Raw genomic sequence first — 15013 nt, 5'->3', positions numbered from 1 at the left:
GTCGATCCGCTACTTGGTGAGCGAGTCGACGTACTCCTGGTTGTCGCTGATCCACTGCTTGACGACCGGCGCGTAGTCCTTCGAGTCACCCTCGTTGAACATCGCGTTCTCGAGCGAGAACAGTCGCTCCGAGTCGAAGTCGAAGTCCTTCAGCCACCCGGCGAGCGTGGGGTACTCGTCCGCGAAGTCGGCCTTGCCGAAGCTGTGGATGCCTTCGGCATCCCCGAGGGCGCCCTTCGGGTCCTCGAGGTCCTTGATCGGGAACGCGTCATAGGCCCAGTGCGGACGCCACAGCGTGACGGCGATGTTCTCACCGGCGTCGGTCGCGGCCTTCAGCTCCGAGAGCATCGCCGGGGTGCCCGAGGTCAGGAACTCCCAGTCGTCGAGGCCGTACTCGGGGATGACCTTGTCCTGGGTGGCCTCGGTCAGTCCGGCACCGGGGTCGATGCCGACGAGGCGGCTGTCGAAGAGGTCCGCGTTGGCCGCGAGGTCCTCGAGCGAGTCGACAGGGGCGTCCTCGTTGACGGCGATCGTGAGCTTGGCGTCGGTGTTCCAGGCGCCGAGGTCGACGACGTCGTCACCGAACTTCTCGATGTAGCTCGCGTGGGTCGTCGGCAGCCAGACGTCGAGCGTCAGGTCGTAGTCACCGGTGCTGAGGCCGGAGAACACCGGGGCGGGCTCCGCCTCCTCGAGGGTGACGTCGTAGCCCTGCTCCTCGAGCACGGCCTTCCACAGCTCGGAGGCAGCGATGCCCTCGTCCCAGCCGCTGAACACGGCGATGGTCACCGCCTGCTTGTCGCCGTTCTCGAGCGTCTCATCCGAGGCGCCCGCGGAGCAGCCGGAGATGGCGAGCGTCGCCGCCGCCCCCGCTGCGATGGTGGTTGCGATCTTGGTGCGGTACTGCATGTTCGATGATTCCTTTCGTCCCGCGTGGCGCGGGGATCGGTGTCGTCGGATGGAAGCTGTGTGCCGGTGGGTCACCGCACGGCGGTCGGCGACTCGGCGGGAGTGCGCTGCTCCTCGCCTGAGGCGGTGCTGTCGGTCGTCGTGGTGCTCGAGGCAGGCGCCGGTCGGATCCCGCCGGGCGAGGACGGGGCAGCCTTCGTGCGCTTCCCGCGCTGTTTGCGACCGCCGCCGAGGGAAGCCGTGAGGCGGTCCAGGAAGATCGCCAGGATGACGACCGACAGGCCCGCTTCAGAGCCGAGCTGGATGTCGATCCGGGAGAGGCTCTTGACGACGTCGCCACCCAGACCGCCGGCGCCGACCATGCCGGCGATGACGACCATGGACAGCGAGAGCATGATGACCTGGTTGACACCGGCCATGATGTTCGGCATCGCGAGCGGCAGCTGGATCTGGCGGAGGATCCGCCACGAGGAAGCGCCGAACGCGTTGCCGGCCTCGACGACCTCGCGGTCGACGTTGCGGATCCCGAGTTCCGTGAGACGGACGGCCGGGGCCAGCGCGAAGACGATCGTCGCGACGATGCCCGGGACGACGCCGATGCGGAACAGGATGAGCGCGGGGATGAGGTAGACGAACGCAGGAGTCGTCTGCATGAAGTCGAGCAACGGCCGGATGATCGACGACGCGACCTTCGAGCGCGCCGCCAGGATGCCGAGCGGGATCCCGATCACGATGGCGATGAGTCCGGCCACGAGCACGAGCGAGAGCGAGTCCATCGCGTTGTCCCACTGCTCGACGCCGACGATGATCAGCAGCCCGACCGCGGAGCCGACGGCGAACACCGGGCCCCTTGCGACGAAGGCCAGCAGGGCGGCGACGATGATGATCACCCAGAACGGCGGACCGCTGAGCACGAGGTCGACGCCGTCGTACAGCCCCTGGAAGACGCTCCGGATGACGTCGAAGACGGGCTGGAAGACGTCGGTGATGAAGTCGACGAAGGCTTCGACCCACGCACCGATCTCGGGGCGGGTGATGGCGTCCAGGAACCCGGACGACTGGAGACGGATGCCGTTCATCGGACACTCCCTTCCGGCAGGATCGCTGCCGGTTCGGCGGCGCTGGTCTCGATCGACGAGGTCACGTCATCGGGGTGCTGCGGGTCCTCCGCGGTCGACCGCAGGGTCGCCGTGATGAGCTCGACGGGCACCGTCGCCGGCGGCCCGACGAGACTGATCTCGTCCGTGTTGGTCGGGACGTTGCCGACGGCGGCGAGCAGGGTCACCCGCGGGACGACGCCGAGCAGGCGCGTCCGCTCGTCCACGACCGCGACGGGCAGGGCACTCTCGACGGCGGACTCGAAGAGGTCGACGAGCGCCGCCTCCGGCGAGACCGTGGCGAGGTCGGCGGTGATGACGCTGCCGAGCTCGTGGTCGCCCGCGCGGACGAGACGCAGCACGTCCTTGTCGCGGACGACGCCGAGGAGCTGCCGACCCGGACCGACCACGAAGGCGGTCGAGGTCTGCAGGTCGCGCATGATGCGCAGTGCAGCCCTGGGTCCGGCGGATGCGGAGACGACGGAGCGCGCGGGTTCCATCACGCCACCGGCGGTCAGGACGCGGGCGCGGTCGACGTCCTGGACGAACTGGGCGACGTAGTCGTTCGCCGGGTCGGTCAGGATGTCGTTCGGGGTGCCGACCTGGACGATCCGGCCGTCGCGCATGACGGCGATCCGGTCGCCGAGGAACATCGCCTCGTTGAGGTCGTGGGTGATGAACACGATGGTCTTGCCGAGCTCGGCCTGCAGCTCGACGAGCTGCTCCTGCATCTCGCGGCGGATGAGGGGATCGAGCGCGGAGAACGCCTCGTCCATGAGGAGGATGTCGGTGTCCGAGGCGAGTGCGCGGGCGAGGCCGACGCGCTGCTGCATCCCGCCTGAGAGCTGGCCCGGGAGCTTGTCCTCCCAGCCTGCGAGCCCGACGCGCTCGACGACGGCCTGGGCCCGCTCGCGTCGTTCAGCGGCAGGAACACCCTTCACCTCGAGTCCGTAGGCGGCGTTCTCGAGCACCGTGCGGTGCGGCAGCAGGGCGAAGTGCTGGAAGACCATCGAGATGTTGTCCTGTCGGACCGCACGCAGCTGCTTCGAGGACACCCCCGAGATCGGCTTCCCGGCGATGGTCACGGTGCCCGCCGTCGGCTCGAGCAGGCCGTTGAGCATCCGGATCAGCGTCGACTTGCCCGAGCCGGAGAGGCCCATCACGACGAAGATCTCGCCCTGCTTCACCTCGAACGAGGCGTCGATGACGGCTGCGGTGGTCCCGCCGGAGGCGAGTTCGTCACGCGAGGCACCGGCCTGCAGGCGTTTCACGGCTTCCTTCGGCTTCCTGCCGAAGACCTTGTACAGTCCCGTCGCGGAGACGGCAATCGTTTCGGTCATGTGTTCTCCTGGAAGCGCACGCGGAACCGCGGTGCGCTCTTCCTGTCGATCGTCAGGCCGGGTCGAACGGCTCTCGATCCGCCCCATCGGCGCACTGATGGACAGCGCGCGGGCTCGGATCACGTGGGGCGACAACGGCTACCGCGTGGCGTTCGACCGTACGTCCAGCACGCCGTCACGGGGCGACAGGGGGCGGGACGCGGTTACGTAGGTCAGCCCTTGCGGGCCGTCGACAACGCTAACGAAACTCACAGCTGCTGGCTAATCGACGATCCCCCAAAAGGCGGACATCGCGCACGGCCTCCATGGCAAAACCGAACATGGTCAGGGTTTTCCGCCCGAGTCCTTCGTTATGCGTTCGTGACCTTCGCCCGGCCGGTACAGCCGCGGATCGCCCTCACTCCCCCACCGCGACGCCGATGAACGAGTGATCGAACACCAGGCTCGTGCGGGTCGAGGCGACCGTCGGATCGGCCGACAGGTGCTCGACGACGAAGTCGCGGATGTGGGCGCTGTCCCGCGCCGCGAGATGGATGACGAAGTCCTCGGAGCCGCCGAGGAAGAACACCTGCACGACCTCCGGGAGCTGTCGGATGCCGGCGCTGAACTCGGCGATACGGGCGCGAGCCCCCGCCCTGATGTTGACGCTGATGAGCGCCTCGAGACCGAGCCCGACCGCGACCGGATCGATACGCGCCGAGAACCCCGTGATCACGCCGCGGTCGACGAGCGACCGCACTCGGGCGACACACGTCGAGGGGGCGATGCCGACGAGCTCCGCCATGCGGGCGTTCGTCATGCGTGCGTTCTCCTGCAGGAGCCGCAGGAGTGCGTGATCGACGTCGTCAAGGTCCGCGCGTCCGTGCAGATTGTTCGTCATCCTGCGCCCACGTCCCTTTTCAGCCGAATCATCATCGAATTCAGACGCGAATTCCGCAAAAGCTGCGGCGTTCATCCGGCTGAAACGCAGCAACCTCAGAATAGTCGCACACCGTCCACCGACGAGCGGGAGAGCCGAGCCTTGGCCCAGCCTGCGAGAGGAACCAGACATGCGAATCGGCATCCCCACGGAGATCAAGAACAACGAGAACCGGGTCGCGGCGACGCCAGGCGGCGTCCACGAACTCGTCCGACACGGCCATGAGGTCGTCGTCCAGGCGGGCGCCGGCCTCGGGTCCGGCAATCTCGACGAGGCGTATCGTGCCGCCGGCGCGACCATCGCCACCGACGCGGCCTCCGTCTGGGCGGCGGGCGACCTCCTGCTCAAGGTGAAGGAGCCCGTCGCCGCCGAGTACGACTTCCTGCGGGCCGACCAGACGCTCTTCACCTACCTCCACCTCGCGGCGGACCGTCCGCTCACCGACGCCCTGATCGCCTCTGGGACCACCGCGATCGCCTATGAGACCGTGCAGCTCCCCAACCGCTCCCTGCCGCTCCTGCAGCCGATGAGCGAGGTCGCAGGACGGCTGTCCACGCAAGTCGGCGCCTACCACCTCATGCGCGCCACCGGTGGACGAGGGATCCTGCTGGGCGGCGTGCCCGGAACCCCCAAGGCGAAGGTCGTCGTCATCGGCGGCGGGGTCGCCGGCGAGCACGCAGCAGCCAACGCGCTCGGCATGCAGGCGGACGTCACGATCATCGACATTTCCATCCCTCGCCTGCGCGAGCTGGAGAACCGCTTCAGCGGGCAGATCCAGACCAGGCCGTCATCGGCGTACGAGATCGCGGAGCAGCTCCGCGACGCCGACCTCGTCATCGGCTCGGTGCTCATCCCCGGGGCCCAGGCCCCGAAGCTCGTCACCGACGCCATGGTGGCGGACATGAAGCCCGGCTCGGTGCTCGTCGACATCGCGATCGACCAGGGCGGCTGTTTCGAGGGCTCACGGCCGACGACGCACGACGACCCCACGTTCCGTGTCCACGACAGCCTCTACTACTGCGTGGCCAACATGCCCGGTGCCGTCCCGGAGACCTCGACGCGCGCGCTGACCAACGCCACCCTCCGGTACGCACTCGCCATCGCCGACCAGGGCACGAACGACGCAGTGGCGGCCGACGCAGCACTTCGCGCGGGCGTCAACATCCACGCGGGTGCGGTCACCAACGCCGGCGTGGCCGCGGCGTTCGGCCTCCACGTCGCGACGATGGGCTGACCCACAGCCCGCCGACGGCGGGCGATCATCCCCGCAAACGACGAAATCCCGGTCTCGAGGAGACCGGGATTTCATCTTTTCTGTTGCAGGGGCAGGATTTGAACCTACGACCTCTGGGTTATGAGCCCAGCGAGCTACCGAACTGCTCCACCCTGCGGCACAAGAGATAAACCTAGCATGCATTCTGAGGGCGTGCAAATCGCGTGCCGCCAAGCACTCCGATTCCGGTCGAATCCCTCCTCCTGGAACGCCGAACGGCGCCGCCCGTCAGGGCGACGCCGTTCGGATTGCAGGCTCGGAATCAGCCGTTCAGCAGTGCCAGCGCCTGCGCCAGTGCGTCGGAGATCTTCTTGTCCGCCACCCCGTAGGCAGCCCAGTCACCGCTCGCCATGGCCGCGTCCTTCTCGACCATCGCGGCCTTCGCCTGGTCGAGCAGCGTCTTGATCTGCGCGTCCACCGTCGGGTCACCCGTGCTCGGGGTCGAGCCGGTGTCGGTTCCGCCGCCGGTGTCCGTGCCGTCCGTCGGGGGCGTCGTGCTGTCGCCCGGGACGTTCGTGTCACCCGCATCCGCACCCGAGTCGCCGCCGAACAGGACGTCGAGCGCCTCGTCCAGCGTGTCTTCGAAGGCGATCTGGTCGCCGAAGGCGACGAGCACCTTCTGCAGGAGCGGGAAGCTCGTGTCACCGGTGGACTTCACGTAGACCGGCTGCACGTAGAGCAGACCGCCACCGACCGGCACGGTCAGCAGGTTGCCGTTCAGCACCTCGGTCTGGCCCTGCTTCAGGATGTTGATCTGGCTCGACACGCTCGGATCGGAGTCGAAGGTGTTCTGCACCTGGCCGGGACCCGGCACGGTGTCGTCCTTCGGCAGGGTCAAGAGCCTGATCTTGCCGTAGTCGGAGCTCCGCTTGCCGTCCTCGGCGCCGGCGTTCGCATCGACCGCGAGGTAGCCCGTCAGCACGTTCCGCGACTGCTCACCGCCCTGACGCGGGATGAACGTGGAGTACAGGGAGAAGGACGGCGCGTCCTGCTCGGGCAGCTGCATCGTCAGGTAGTACGGCGGCTGGTACTTCTTCTCCGTGTCGGTCGACTGCGGGTCGTTGGGGGTGACCCACGCGTCCTCGCTCGAGTAGAACGAACCGGCGTTGGTGACGTGGTACTGGCCGAGCACCGAACGCTGGACCTTGAAGAGGTCGGCCGGGTACCGGACGTGGCTCATCAGATCGCCCGACATGTCCGACATCGGCTTGACCGTCGACGGGAACACCTTCTGCCAGGTCTTGAGGATCGGATCCTGGTCGTCCCAGCTGTAGAGCGTCACCTTGCCGTCGTACGCGTTGACGGTCGCCTTCACCGAGTTCCGGATGTAGTTGACGTCGTCGAGCGCGTAGTTCTGCGCCGGCGTGACCGAGTCGGAGATCGTGTCGGACAGGCTCACGGTCTTCGAGTAGGGGTAGCTGGCGCTCGTCGTGTAGCCGTCGACGATCCAGACGATCTGACCGTCCACCACGGACGGGTAGGGGTCGGAGTCGAGCGTCAGGTAGGGAGCGACCTTCTGGACCCGGGTGAGCGGGTCGCGGTCGTAGAGGATCTGCGACTGGCTGTTCACGGAGTCGGAGAGGAAGATCTGCTCCGACTGGAACTTGAGCGCGTAGACGAGCTTCTTGAAGACGTTGTCGAGCTTGGGCCCGCCATCGCCGTCGAAGGTCGTGTAGGTCTGCGACTCACCCTGCGTGCCCGACGGGTAGTCGAGCTCCACCGGGTCCGCACCCTTGGGAGCGCCGACGATGGAGTAGTCGGGCGACTGCTCGCCGAAGTACACGCGCGGCTCGAAGTCGCCGAGCGCGCCGGTGGTGGGGATGCCCGACTCGAGGAAGACCGGCTCACCGGAGGCCGAGCGCTGGTTGCCGTACGCGGCGACCAGACCGTACCCGTGGGTGTACACGACGGTGTTGTTGATCCACGACTGCGAATTGTCGAGGCCGGCGACGTTCAGCTCGCGGACCGCGACGACGGCGTCCTGCGTCTTGCCGTCGATGTTGTAGCGGTCGACGTCGAGCTGCTTGTCGAAGGAGTAGAACTGCTTGAACTGCTCGAGCTGCGCGACCGAGGCGCTCACGAGCGAGGGGTCGATGATCCGGATGTTCGCCGTGGTCTCGGCGTCCTGACGGAGTGCTCCGGGGGTCGCGTCGGTGGTGGCCGCGTACTCCTCCTCCTCGACGTCGGCGATCCCGTAGGCGTCGCGGGTCATGTCGATGTTCCGCTTGATGTACGGCGTCTCGAGGCTCTTCGCGTTCGGCTCCACCTGGAAACGCTGGACGATCCACGGGTAGAGGCTGCCGACGATGAGGGACGCGACGATGAGCAGCGCGGTACCGACGAGCGGCAGACGCCAGCGGCCGGTGAACGCGGTGACGACGAACAGGACGGCGACCATGAGCGCGATCCCGGCGAGGATGACCCGACCGGGGATGGTCGCGGCGACGTCGGTGTACGAGGCACCGGTGATGAGCGTGCCGGTGTCGTTCAGCGTCGTGTACTGGTCGAGCCAGAGGCTGACGGCCTGCAGGATCAGGTACAGCGCGGCGAGCACCGAGATCTGCACGCGGGCCGCCATGGAGATCCAGACCTCACGGCTGACCACCCGGATGCCTCCGTAGAGGTAGGTGACGACGGCGGTTGCGATGAGGGCGATCAGGACGACCGCCGAGGAGAAGGCGACCACGGCTTGGAAGAACGGCAGGTCGAAGAGGTAGAACGACACGTCGAGGTTGAACTGCGGGTCCTTGGTACCGGACGGGGTGCCGTTCATCCACAGCAGCACCAGCTGCCAGCGCGAGGCCGCGGCGACACCGCCGAAGAGCCCGAAGAGCGCCGGGATGCCGTAGGTCGCGAGTCGGCGGAGCGGCTCGACCACCTGCTGGTAGCGGTCGACCTGCGAGCTGAGCTTCGCGTAGACCGGACGGGTCCGGTAGGCGATCTCGATGGCCAGCCAGACGGGGAGGGCCATGCCCACGAACCCGACGAGGAACATGGCGATCGCCGCGATCCACTGCGTGGTCAGGACCTCGGTGAAGCCGAGCTGTTGGAACCACAGCAGGTCGGCATAGAACCCCGAGAACACGAAGAACCCGATGAGGAGCGCGGCGATGATCGCCACCGTGATCGCGATCGGGGCGCGTCGGCGCTGAGTGGACAGGGGCTTCTCTGCTGCTGCGGATGTCACGTGTGGCCTCTTCAGATAGGGGTCGTCCCACCCATCCTAAAGCGGCCGGGCTGGGAGAGCGCCCGAAGCGGTCAACCGGCCGAGCAGGTGGGCAGCTTGCTCGTGTCGGCTCCGTCCGCGATGGCCTTGAGCGCTGCGAGCGAATCGTCGAGGGTCTTCACGGCGAAGACCGTCAAGCCGTCCGGGACGTGTCCGGCGACCTCGTCGCAGTTGCTCTCCGGCGCCAGGAACCACTCGGCCCCGGCGTCCTTCGCGCCGAACAGCTTCTGCCGGATGCCGCCGATCGCGCCGACGTTGCCGTCGGCGTCGATCGTCCCGGTACCGGCGACGTCCTTCCCGCCGTTGAGCTCACCCGGGGTGAGCAGGTCGATCATGCCGAGCGCGAACATCATGCCGGCGCTCGGGCCGCCGACGTTGTCGAGCTGGATGGTGATGTCGACGGGGAGGTCGTACGTCGTCTTGGTACCGATGCCGATCACGGTCGAGGTCGTCCCGTCGGACGCGGTCGCGGTCGTCGGCGTGATCTCGACGGTGCTCGCCGCTCCCCCACGCACGATGTCGAGCGTGACCGGCTCGTCCGTACCGTTGGCGTTGATCGCGTCCCGCAGGCCGGCCAGGCCGGTCACCGGCGTGCCGTCGACCGCGACGATCTCGTCGTCGAGCCGCAGCACCCCCTGCGCGGGCGCACCCTCCGCGATCTGTGCCACCACGATGTGCTCGGGAACCTCGTACCCGAGCTCGCGCAACGCCGCCGCGACCGAGTCCTGCTGCGAGTCGACCATGAGGGTCGCGTTCTGCTCGTCGCGCTGCTCGGTCGTGACGCCGGGCGGGAAGTAGAGGTCCATCGGCACGACGGCGCGGCTCGGGTCGAACCAGGCCGAGACGATGTCGAGCCAGCCCGGGCTCCGTTGCGGGTTCCCGACCAGCTGGACCGTCAACATGTCGAGCGTGCCGCCCGTGTCGTAGGTCTGCTCGTCGTGGACCTCGATGAGCGGGACGTCGCCGTCGTCACCCTCGGTCGTACCCAGCACGTTGAACACGGGACCCGGCTGTTCGATGACGTACGGCGCGGGAACCGCCGACAGCACGCCGAGGAGGACGAGCGAGAGGCTGAGCACGATCCAACCGAACCGAGCGCGACGATTGCGACCCTGACCGGTCGGCGCCGAAGCGGTGGGAGCCTCATCGGCGAAGAGCGACATGCAAGCCTTCCGGAGTGTTCGCGGTGGGCGGAAACCCGACCAACCATACCCCGGCGATTCTTCAGCGAGGTGCGACTAGCGTAGAAGGCCCAGCACCGAGCTATCTGAGAGGCGGCTGACGTGCCAGAGGATTCCGACAAGAGTCCGGAGGACGAGTTCCGCGACATGCTCCGCGAGCTCCTCTCCGGCAACGGTTCGTTCGACCCGAGCCAGCTCGCCGGCGCCGCCGGCCTTCCCAGCGATCCGGCCAGTCTCGCTGCGCTCATGTCGCAGCTCCAGGGCGCACTCCGCTCCGGTGGCGACGGCATCAACTGGGACACCTCGCTCCAGCAGGCGAAGACCATCGCCGGGGACGGCTCCCAGGACACGACGCCCGAGCAGCGTGCGGCGTTCGAGCAGGCGTTCCACATCGCCTCCCTGTGGCTCGCCGACGTCACCGACGTGGCCGAGCTGTCGAGCGAACCGGCCCTGTACACGAGGACGCGCTGGGCCACGAAGACGATGCCGTTCTGGACGCAGCTCGCCGAGCCGGTGGCCACGAACATCGCGAACGCCCTGACCGGCGTGCTCACGGAACGCGCGCCCGAGGAGCTGTCGAGCATGATCGCGAACGCCGGACAGCTCGTCCGCGGCATCGGCGGCACGCTCTTCGCGATGCAGCTCGGACAGGTCGTCGGCCAGCTCTCCAAGGAGGTCGTCTCCGGCGGCGACATCGGCATCCCACTGCTCGACGACAACGAGGCCGCCCTGGTGCCCCAGAACGTCGCCGACTTCGGCGAGGGTCTCGACATCCCGGCGGATCAGGTCCAGATCTACCTCGCGGTCCGTGAACTCGCGCACGCACGACTCTTCCGCCACGCCCGCTGGCTCCGCCTGCACCTCATCTCCTCGATCACCGACTTCGCACGCGGCATCCGGATCGACACCGAGCGACTCGAGGAGCTCGCCGAGAGCTTCGACCCGTCGAACCCCGAGGAACTCCGAGAGGCCATGACGAGCGGTGCGCTCATCCCCGCCCGAACCGAGGCGCAGGACGCGAGCCTCGCCCGACTCGAGACGACGCTCGCCCTCATCGAGGGCTGGGTCGACGTGGTCACCGCGGCAGCCACCGAGCGTCTCCCCCGCTCCGCGGCCATCGCGGAGACCGTCCGCCGACGCCGCGCCGCCGGTGGGCCGGCCGAACAGGCCTTGGGCGCGCTCGTGGGACTCGAGCTGCGACCCCGCCGGCTGCGCGAGGCTGCGCAGATGTGGCAGCAGGTCACCGACGCCGTCGGTACCGCGCAGCGCGACGCCCTGTGGTCGCACCCCGACCTCGTGCCGACCGCAGCCGACATCGACGCCCCGGAGGCGCTCATCGCGCGCCTCGAAGCTGAGGCCAGGGGTGAGCGTCCCGAGCAGGACGAGATGGATCTCGCGCTCGAAGACCTCCTCCGTGGCGAGGAACGCGGCGACCAGCACGACGACGAGCCCGGTTCGGAGCCCTCCGGCCCGAACGGTGCCGGCGGCCCCCCGGTCTGATCCACGGCGACGCTCCACAGCTCGTCCTTCCGGGCGGGCTGTGGAGAGTGCCGACGCGACCGGTCGTCGACCCGCCATCATCGATGGATGACGACGCGCCTCGATCCCAGGAGACCGCTGCTCTGGCGAACCCCGCACAGCCTGCAGGTGGGAGTCGATGAAGCGGTCGTGCTCGACAGCGTCCGGACCGAGACCGAGCAGGTCGTCGCGGCACTGCGTGCCGGCTTCCCGGCTCTGGTCGAACGACGACTCGCGGACGCCTTCGACATCCCAGCCCACGAGATCGATCGCGTCCTCTCGACGCTCGACCCGGTGATCGAGCACGGCGGCCCCACCTCCTGCCCCGCCGTGACGCACCGGGTCGTCGTGGACGGCGCGAGCCTGGCGGCCGAGCTCCTCCGACGCCTCCTCTCCGAGCAGGAGGCGGTCGCACTCCTGCCACCGGAGTCCGGGTCGACCGGAGCCGGGTCGCACCCTGGCCGGGTCGACGTCGCCGTCCTCGTCGCCGACTTCGTCATCCCGCCGAGTCGGTACACGCGGTGGCTGCGCGACGACGTCCCGCACCTGCCGGTCGTGTTCAGCGATCGTGTCGTCCGGATCGGGCCGTTCGTGACACCCGGCTCAGGGCCGTGCCTGCACTGCGTCGAGCTGCACCGCACCGACGACGATCCGGCCTGGCCGGCCGTCGCCTCCCAGCTTCTCGGGCACCGCTCGCCACTCGACACCCAGCTCCTCGGTGCGGAGGTCGCGACCCGCGTGACCCGTCTGGTGCTCCGACACCTCGACGCGTCCCAGCCCATCCTCGCGAGCACCCAGCTGGTGGTCGACGCCGCGACCGGTGGGGTCAGGCGCCGCGTCGTCCGGGAGCACTCGAGGTGCGCATGCCGAGCTCTGCCAGGAATCGCGACGGCTCGCGACGACCACCGCGTTGCTGCGTCTCGGACCAGGACAGGTTGAGCAGCCGCTTGGCGCGCGTGATGCCGACGTAGAGGAGCCTCCGTTCCTCGTCCGCCTGCTCGAACTGTTTCGCGTAGGAGATCGGCAGATAGCCCTCGGAGAGCCCGATGAGGTGCACGGCCTCCCACTCGAGGCCCTTCGCCGAGTGCAGGGTCGCCAGCGTGACCGCCTCGACCGTCGGCTCGTGCTGCGCGGTCTGCCGCAGTTGCAGCTCATCCGTGAAGGCGCGGAACGAGGTCCCCTCCGGCGCCTGGTCAACGAGCCCCATGATCGCGTTGAGCGACTCCCAGCGGTCGCGCACCGCGCCGCCGCCGTCGGGCGGGTCCTGGCTCCAGCCGAGCGACCGGAGCACGTCGCTCACGGACTTGAACAGGGGCTCACCGCTGATCGAGACGGAGGCAGCGCGGAGCTGGAGCAGGGCCTGCCGTACCTCGGGCAGCTCGAAGAAGCGCTTGGAGCCGTGCATGACGTAGGGGATGCCGGCTTCGCCGAGGGCCGTCTCCAACGCCGCCGCCTGGACGTTGATCCGGTAGAGCACGGCGATCTCCGAGGCCGGGACGCCCGCCTGCAGCTGCACGAGGATCTCCGAGGCGACGCCTCTCGCCTCGGACAGCTCGTTCGGGTACTGCCGCAGGCCGACCGCCGGCGTCTCAGGGCGTGCGGTCTGGGTGCCCTCGTCATCGCGTGCGGTGGCCGCTGAGAGGTGCAACGCCCCCGGGCGCCCCCGCATGAGCGTGTTCGCCGCGGCCACGACCGGCGGGGCGGAGCGGTAGTTGCGCTCGAGCCGGACGACCGTGGCGTCGTGGTACCTGGTCGGGAAGTCGAGCAGGTAGTCGGAACGGGCACCGGCGAAGGAGTAGATGGTCTGGCTCGCGTCGCCGACGACGCACACGTCCCGTCGACCGCCCAGCCAGAGTTCGAGGAGTCGGTGCTGCAGCGGCGAGACGTCCTGGTACTCGTCCACGACGAAGAAGCGGTACTGCTCGTGCACCTGCATGGCGACGGCGGGCTCGGTCTCGATCATGCCGGCGCAGGCGAGCAGGACGTCCTCGAAGTCGATGCGTCGGCGCTCGTCCTTCAACTGCTCGTAGGTCTCCTGGAGCGAGACGACCTGCTCGAGGGACAGCTTGGCCGGCAGCGGCCGGTTCGACGCCGCATACTGCTCGAGGGTCAGGCCGGACACCTTGCGCCATTCGATCTCGCCCGCCACGTCGCGCAGGGTCGCGGTGTCGACCCGCAACCGGAGCCGTTCGGCCGCGTGCCCGAGCACCCGGCCCTTGCTCTCGACGAGCGCGGGCACCTGACCGCCGACGACCTGGGGCCAGAAGAAGTTCAGCTGCGAGAGCGCGGAGGCGTGGAAGGTCCTGGCCGAGACGCCCTCGGCTCCGAGCGCCCGGAGCCGACCACGCAGTTCAGCAGCGGCGCGACTGGTGAACGTGAGCGCCATGACGCGCGACGCCGTGTAGGTCCCGGTCGCGACCCCGTAGGCGATGCGATGAGTGATCGCGCGGGTCTTGCCGGTGCCTGCGCCGGCGAGCATGCACACGGGTCCGCGGAGCGCCTCCGCTGCGACGGCCTGGTCGGGGTCGAGTCCGGCCAGCAGTTCGGCCGGACTGCTCATCGGGGCCCCTCGGTGGTGCCGCGCCTCATCGAGACCAGGATCCGCGAAGCCACTCGTCGATCACGGCTCGTGCGATCGACGACGGTCCGGGGAGGATGACGTCGGTGGCCGGGTCCTCGAGTTCCTCCCGCGTGAACCACCGGAGGTCGAGGATCTCCTGGCCGTCCGGGACGAGCGCCTCCGGATCCTGATCCTCCGCGAGCGGGGCGACGAAGCCGAGCATGAGCGAGCGCGGGAACGGCCACGGCTGCGAACCGAGGTAGACGGGAGTGCCGAGACGCATCCCCGACTCCTCGAAGATCTCGCGGGCGACGGCTTGCTCGAGAGACTCGCCGGCATCGACGTAGCCGGCCAGCAGTGAATACCGGTTGTGCTCCCACATCGCGTTCGACCCGAGCAGTATCCGTCCCTGAGGATCGACGACCGCGACGATGACCGCGGGATCCATGCGCGGGAAGAGTTCGTTGCCGTCGACCGGGCAGTGCCGTGCCCAGCCGGCGTTGCGGACGGTGGTCGGCGAGCCGCAGTGCGCACAGAACGGCTCGGCTCGGTGCCAGCCGGCGATCGCCAGCGACGTCGCCAGGATCCCGACGTCGCGGTCGGACAGCCGGTGTCCGCTCCGGCGGAGGTCGAACCAGCGGTCCTCATCCTCGGTGATCGCGTCGGCATCGGCGTCGGCGAGGACCCACAGCAGGATGTCGGTGCCCGGTGGGGTTTCCGGGGTGTCCTCGACGGTGCTTCCGAGGTAGACCATGAGCTCCGGCTCGGGCAGGTCCGAGGGATCCAGGAGGTCGAGCGCGTCGCCGGTCACGAGTGCGCGCCGGCCGCGGAGGACGACGGCTCGGGCGTTCGGATCGACCCGCAGTCCGTCGAGCACGTCCGGTCGTGAACGGAGCTCGCCGTGACGGTCGAGTCCGCCTCTCGCAAGCGGTAGACCGGCGAGTGCGCGAACCTGAATCGTCATGGACAACCTCTCTGAGGGCGTGGCGAGCG

General features: G+C 68.7%; 11 protein-coding genes and 1 tRNA gene. 3 read left to right on the top strand and 9 right to left on the bottom strand.

Annotated features, from left to right (window positions below; genetic code table 11):
- Positions 1-9: 9 nt before the first annotated feature.
- The 4 genes from EAO79_RS11255 to EAO79_RS11240 all read right to left on the bottom strand — a co-directional run bounded on the left by EAO79_RS11255 (position 10) and on the right by EAO79_RS11240 (position 4223).
- Positions 10-906, bottom strand: coding sequence for a glycine betaine ABC transporter substrate-binding protein (locus EAO79_RS11255; RefSeq protein ID WP_079705563.1), 897 nt, complete (start codon positions 904-906; stop codon positions 10-12).
- Positions 907-977: 71 nt separating this feature from the next.
- Positions 978-1985 (bottom strand): proline/glycine betaine ABC transporter permease, encoded by a 1008-nt coding sequence (locus EAO79_RS11250; RefSeq protein WP_124769028.1) that lies wholly within the window; start codon positions 1983-1985, stop codon positions 978-980.
- Positions 1982-3343, bottom strand: coding sequence for a glycine betaine/L-proline ABC transporter ATP-binding protein (locus tag EAO79_RS11245; protein WP_079705561.1), 1362 nt, complete (start codon positions 3341-3343; stop codon positions 1982-1984). The genes EAO79_RS11250 and EAO79_RS11245 overlap by 4 nt, the downstream gene beginning before the upstream one ends.
- Positions 3344-3740: 397 nt before the next feature.
- The gene (locus EAO79_RS11240) at positions 3741-4223 is read right to left on the bottom strand and encodes an Lrp/AsnC family transcriptional regulator (RefSeq protein WP_079705560.1); all 483 of its coding nucleotides are present in this window, start codon (positions 4221-4223) and stop codon (positions 3741-3743) included.
- 169 nt (positions 4224-4392) lie between these two features.
- Here EAO79_RS11240 and ald point away from each other — a divergent pair, with 169 nt between their 5' ends.
- Complete coding sequence (ald, locus tag EAO79_RS11235; RefSeq protein ID WP_124769027.1) at positions 4393-5496, top strand: alanine dehydrogenase; 1104 nt, start codon at positions 4393-4395, stop codon at positions 5494-5496.
- An 83-nt stretch (positions 5497-5579) separates the two neighbouring features.
- On the opposite strand, the gene EAO79_RS11230 is transcribed toward ald, so the two are convergent.
- The 3 genes from EAO79_RS11230 to EAO79_RS11220 all read right to left on the bottom strand — a co-directional run bounded on the left by EAO79_RS11230 (position 5580) and on the right by EAO79_RS11220 (position 9924).
- Positions 5580-5653, bottom strand: a tRNA-Met gene (locus tag EAO79_RS11230).
- Positions 5654-5797: 144 nt separating this feature from the next.
- A complete protein-coding gene (locus tag EAO79_RS11225) occupies positions 5798-8722 on the bottom strand; it encodes a UPF0182 family protein (RefSeq protein WP_124769026.1) in 2925 nt (974 codons plus the stop codon).
- Positions 8723-8793: 71 nt separating this feature from the next.
- Positions 8794-9924, bottom strand: a complete 1131-nt coding sequence (locus EAO79_RS11220) for a PDZ domain-containing protein (protein WP_124769025.1) — start codon at positions 9922-9924, stop codon at positions 8794-8796.
- A gap of 165 nt (positions 9925-10089) precedes the next feature.
- Between EAO79_RS11220 and EAO79_RS11215 the strand changes: the two genes are divergently transcribed.
- Both EAO79_RS11215 and EAO79_RS11210 read left to right on the top strand, forming a co-directional pair.
- The gene (locus EAO79_RS11215) at positions 10090-11442 is read left to right on the top strand and encodes a zinc-dependent metalloprotease (RefSeq protein WP_082916189.1); all 1353 of its coding nucleotides are present in this window, start codon (positions 10090-10092) and stop codon (positions 11440-11442) included.
- 87 nt (positions 11443-11529) lie between these two features.
- The gene (locus EAO79_RS11210) at positions 11530-12399 is read left to right on the top strand and encodes a TOMM precursor leader peptide-binding protein (protein WP_124769024.1); all 870 of its coding nucleotides are present in this window, start codon (positions 11530-11532) and stop codon (positions 12397-12399) included.
- Here EAO79_RS11210 and EAO79_RS11205 read toward each other — a convergent pair.
- Both EAO79_RS11205 and nudC read right to left on the bottom strand, forming a co-directional pair.
- Positions 12287-14020: an ATP-dependent helicase gene (locus EAO79_RS11205; RefSeq protein WP_124769023.1), complete on the bottom strand. Its 1734-nt coding sequence runs from the start codon at positions 14018-14020 to the stop codon at positions 12287-12289. The two genes, EAO79_RS11210 and EAO79_RS11205, sit on opposite strands and share 113 nt — an antisense overlap.
- A gap of 25 nt (positions 14021-14045) precedes the next feature.
- Positions 14046-14984: an NAD(+) diphosphatase gene (gene nudC / locus EAO79_RS11200; RefSeq protein ID WP_079705555.1), complete on the bottom strand. Its 939-nt coding sequence runs from the start codon at positions 14982-14984 to the stop codon at positions 14046-14048.
- Positions 14985-15013 lie beyond the last annotated feature (29 nt).

The sequence above is a fragment of the Plantibacter sp. PA-3-X8 genome, from assembly GCF_003856975.1.
Lineage (GTDB): Bacteria > Actinomycetota > Actinomycetes > Actinomycetales > Microbacteriaceae > Plantibacter > Plantibacter auratus.
Note: the sequence above shows the minus strand (reverse complement) of the source record. Positions and strands in the feature narration are given on the sequence as shown.

What these genes read in the sequence shown, in the direction of transcription:
- EAO79_RS11255 (WP_079705563.1), bottom strand. Translation starts at nt 906, where the DNA reads ATGCAGTACCGCACCAAGATCGCAACCACCATCGCAGCGGGGGCGGCG.
- EAO79_RS11250 (WP_124769028.1), bottom strand. Translation starts at nt 1,985, where the DNA reads ATGAACGGCATCCGTCTCCAGTCGTCCGGGTTCCTGGACGCCATCACC.
- EAO79_RS11245 (WP_079705561.1), bottom strand. Translation starts at nt 3,343, where the DNA reads ATGACCGAAACGATTGCCGTCTCCGCGACGGGACTGTACAAGGTCTTC.
- EAO79_RS11240 (WP_079705560.1), bottom strand. Translation starts at nt 4,223, where the DNA reads ATGACGAACAATCTGCACGGACGCGCGGACCTTGACGACGTCGATCAC.
- ald (WP_124769027.1), top strand. Translation starts at nt 4,393, where the DNA reads ATGCGAATCGGCATCCCCACGGAGATCAAGAACAACGAGAACCGGGTC.
- EAO79_RS11220 (WP_124769025.1), bottom strand. Translation starts at nt 9,924, where the DNA reads ATGTCGCTCTTCGCCGATGAGGCTCCCACCGCTTCGGCGCCGACCGGT.
- EAO79_RS11215 (WP_082916189.1), top strand. Translation starts at nt 10,090, where the DNA reads ATGCTCCGCGAGCTCCTCTCCGGCAACGGTTCGTTCGACCCGAGCCAG.
- EAO79_RS11210 (WP_124769024.1), top strand. Translation starts at nt 11,530, where the DNA reads ATGACGACGCGCCTCGATCCCAGGAGACCGCTGCTCTGGCGAACCCCG.
- EAO79_RS11205 (WP_124769023.1), bottom strand. Translation starts at nt 14,020, where the DNA reads ATGAGCAGTCCGGCCGAACTGCTGGCCGGACTCGACCCCGACCAGGCC.
- nudC (WP_079705555.1), bottom strand. Translation starts at nt 14,984, where the DNA reads ATGACGATTCAGGTTCGCGCACTCGCCGGTCTACCGCTTGCGAGAGGC.